This is a genomic window from Microcystis sp. CS-574, assembly GCF_028329095.1.
Taxonomy (GTDB): Bacteria; Cyanobacteriota; Cyanobacteriia; order Cyanobacteriales; family Microcystaceae; genus Microcystis; species Microcystis ichthyoblabe_A.
Genome location: NZ_JAQMSY010000047.1, coordinates 1 through 3,530 on the forward strand (window position 1 = coordinate 1; position 3,530 = coordinate 3,530).

At 43.9% G+C, this 3,530-nt stretch carries 3 protein-coding genes and 1 pseudogene; 3 read left to right on the plus strand and 1 reads right to left on the minus strand.

The window, feature by feature from the left end; genetic code table 11:
- Positions 1-185 precede the first annotated feature (185 nt).
- Positions 186-470 carry a hypothetical protein gene (locus PN470_RS03235; RefSeq protein ID WP_271939061.1) on the plus strand — a complete coding sequence of 95 codons (285 nt, stop codon included), beginning with the start codon at positions 186-188 and terminating at the stop codon, positions 468-470.
- A 332-nt stretch (positions 471-802) separates the two neighbouring features.
- On the opposite strand, the gene hflX is transcribed toward PN470_RS03235, so the two are convergent.
- Complete coding sequence (gene hflX / locus PN470_RS03240) at positions 803-2,506, minus strand: GTPase HflX (protein WP_271939063.1); 1,704 nt, start codon at positions 2,504-2,506, stop codon at positions 803-805.
- Between the two features lie 333 nt (positions 2,507-2,839).
- Here hflX and PN470_RS03245 point away from each other — a divergent pair, with 333 nt between their 5' ends.
- Both PN470_RS03245 and PN470_RS03250 read left to right on the plus strand, forming a co-directional pair.
- Positions 2,840-3,064 (plus strand): hypothetical protein, encoded by a 225-nt coding sequence (locus tag PN470_RS03245; protein ID WP_002732487.1) that lies wholly within the window; start codon positions 2,840-2,842, stop codon positions 3,062-3,064.
- Between the two features lie 350 nt (positions 3,065-3,414).
- Positions 3,415-3,530 (plus strand): annotated as a pseudogene (locus PN470_RS03250) (Uma2 family endonuclease); the annotation flags it as partial.

Genomic DNA, 3,530 nt, shown 5'->3' on the forward strand with positions numbered 1-3,530 from the left:
GTTTGTGCCGCTTAAATAAAGAGGTTTTGATAACCAAATTAAAGCAGCTCTAAAGAGTTTTGAGTTAAAAGTTAAACTTCAAGTTTTCATTCAGGACGAATGTACTGATTAACTAATTTTTTGGGGAAAATTAGTTAACCCATCATTATAACATATAATTAATTTGCAAGAGTTCTTTTAACTATGTGGTTGATCCCGAATGGTTACGCAGTAATGATGAGGAAGCGCGAGCCTTGCGTCAGGCCCAAGCAGGTAAACCCAATAAAGCCTGGCGGGTACTGCACCGGGTCACTTATGTGGAACGTCCGGCATTGATGGGCTTTGGTCGGGATGTGCGTAAATTGCGGGCGGCAGCGGCAGTCAGCGAAAACCAAGCATTGTTGGATAAGATTGCTAAATTGGAGGAAGAAAACCAAAAACTTGAGGAAAAACTGAATACTATCATCAGTTTGTTGAAAGGGCAGAAATAATTGCTCATTAGGGTCTGCTAAATAAATCTCAAATTAGGTGCCAGGTTTTGAACACCGGCGAGCAATTCGCCCCTACCGCTCAAAACCTGGCATTTTTATTGGCGATCGCAAAGCTCTTATGTAGGGCTTGCTGAATAAATCTAAAAACCTTGTTAGATAAGGCTTTTAGACTTTTTTTCCCTCAAAAAGTGCTGACCATTGGAGTGATCGGGGGGAAATTTAGGCACTTTTTCCCTGAAAATTAGGTAATTGGCCACCTCAAAACTGGTAAAACCCCACACCCCACACCCCACACCCTGTCCCCAGGAAAAACTTTTTGCCGCAAACCCTAATTAAGCGGTTAAATCGATTAACTTTTGTTTTAAAGTTTCCAATCCTAGCCGACGAATAGCCGAGATAAAAACAGCTTGGGGATATTTTTCCTTAGCTATTTCCAAATCGTCGCTTTTTACCTGATCCAACTTATTAAACACCATTAACATTGGACCGGTTTGAATCGGCATCTCCGAGAGGATTTTTAACACCGAGGCAATCTGACTTTCCCAAGCTGGATGGGAGAGATCCACCAGATGGAGTAATGCCTCTGCTTCCGTTACTTCCTCTAAAGTTGCCCGAAAAGCATCCACCAGCGAGGGGGGTAATTCGTGGATAAAACCCACCGTATCGGTTAGTAACAGGGTGTGAGAGACTTGGGTGAGGGGATCGGTAATAGTTAAGCGTCGGGTGGTGGGATCGAGGGTAGCAAACAGTTGATCGGCGGTATAAACTTCGGCAGCGGTGAGAGCATTAATTAAAGTAGATTTTCCCGCATTGGTGTAACCGACGATCGCCACACTGGCTACATCTTGTTTTTGCCGTTGTTTGCGTAAACGGGAACGATGAGCTTGCAGTTGATCCACCTCATCCTGGAGACGGGATAAACGACGTTGAATAGTTCGGCGTTCTGTTTCTAATTTTGTCTCCCCTGGTCCGCGAGTGCCAATTCCTCCCCCTAATCTCGACATGGCTAATCCGCGCCCGGTGAGACGCGGTAAAGTGTATTCTAATTGGGCTAATTCTACCTGTAGTTTACCCGCTTGCGATTGGGCCCGTTGGGCGAAAATGTCCAGGATAACCTCGGTGCGATCGACCACTCTCACCCCGATTTGGTTCTCTAGATTGCGAATTTGGGCGGGAGAAAGGTCGCGATTGAATACAACTAAGTTAGCTCCCGAAGTTTGCACCTGTAGGGCGATTTCTGCCACTTTTCCCGAACCGATCACTGTTTGAGGATGGGGATGATCCCGTTTTTGTCGGGTGACTTGCAAAACTTTACCCCCGGCGGTATCAACTAAACGCTCTAATTCGCTTAAACCGTCCTCAAACTGGCGATCGCTCATATCGTCGGTCATTAAACCAACCAATAGCACCCGATCTTCGGCTGTATCAACGGTTATAGCGGTAAATTCTCGCTGAAACTCCGCCTCTAGTCCTTCCACTAACTCTAAAAAGTCCTGTTTGCTTAAATCCTCTAGATTTAAGGGCGGGGAGACAGACCAGTATATATTACTATTGACATTTGTTTGACTTTGTGGTATGAGATGCGCCAGATAGACTTGCTCCACATAACCGGTCGCCCCACCACCGCGACGGATCATGCCTGTGCCAGTTAGGGTTAAGATCACCAGTGCGTCTAATCTTTGCAAAGCCATGGCGGTTAGACTGGATTCTTTTGGCGGTTCTTGCTTGAGTTCCGTGGCGATGCAACGAATTCCGCAAAGACGTTCGGAACCGTAGCGGGGTAGTTCCAAGAGAGAAAATTGCGTTTGTCGGGGGGTTCCCACTCCCACTCGAATTACCTGGCCGCGACGGTTGATATAGGTGCAGAGGGGTTGATGGATATCGGTACTGATGGCCGCCAGTCTTTGGGCGAATTCTGGGGTGGTGAGGGTATCAATAGGCAAGCGTTCATGGTACAGCCTTTGTAGCTGTTTCATCTGACTAGCTTTTAGTCCCTGGGTATTGCCGAAGATGGTATCGATAGGCTTTCCTCGCAATTAGGATTTTATCTATATATTGTAGCGATTTTGACACTCGCTGCTCTTTCTTTTTTTGGCACGTCGCCAATGAGAACAGACAAGTCTGGGCATTTTCAGGAACAGGGAATAGACAGTGCTTCCTTCTCCAGCAAACTCAGGATATGAATCTTTATTAGCGAAAAATATGGCAAAATTTTCCACCGTCGTCAAGAATTTTTACATTTCATATTTTGCAATTTTTATAGCCAAACTAAAGTATTTACTCAATAGTAACCTTTCCTTATATTAATAAAGCAAGAATAACAAAAAGGGAGAAAATAAAAAATACAAGCATTAAAGAAACTCCCTTAGATGAATAATAACATTCTGGAACTTCAAAAATTTAGAACAGAGACCTATAACTTGATTGGACGTGCCAAAGATGCAACTTTTGAGTTAATGGACGCAGTTTTAACCACAAAAACAGCATACTGTTGGGCAGATTTTTCTCTTTCTCCTCTTAAAAAATGTGGTTCTGCCTCAACCGTAATAGATATTCCCCTAGAGGTATATCTATTAACCATTGATTTTACTTAATCTTACCATTGACTTTAATAAATCTTAAAAATACTCTAAGTTACTTATAAAAATAAAGGTACGTTAGCGACAGCGTAACACGCCCTACTTATACAACTTTTGCCAGAGGTCTAAGGCAAAGTCGTCCTAATACTAAATCTGGTTATTAAAGACTGATTATTTATTCCCCTTTTTGCCGTTCGGCTGATCTCACGGCCGAAGCCTTTTGCATGAGCAGAAAACGGGTTTCTCCGAGAAACCCGTTTTCTGTGCGTTACTCAACGGATTTAGTATAAAAGGACAGGATTTCAAACCCAGGATTTGCGGTGATACAATAAAGTTAGGCAAAATGCGATCGCAAGAGATAAAGCATGGTTCAAGCACCCATCGAACCCCAACTTTTCTATCCTGACTCCGACGGTAAACCCATGGCCGACAACACAGTTCAATATCGCTGGATTGTTCGCTTGGTTGCCAATCTCAAGTA

Excerpts from the sequence above, each read along its gene's own strand:
- PN470_RS03245 (WP_002732487.1), top strand. The coding sequence starts at position 2,840 with ATGAATAATAACATTCTGGAACTTCAAAAATTTAGAACAGAGACCTAT.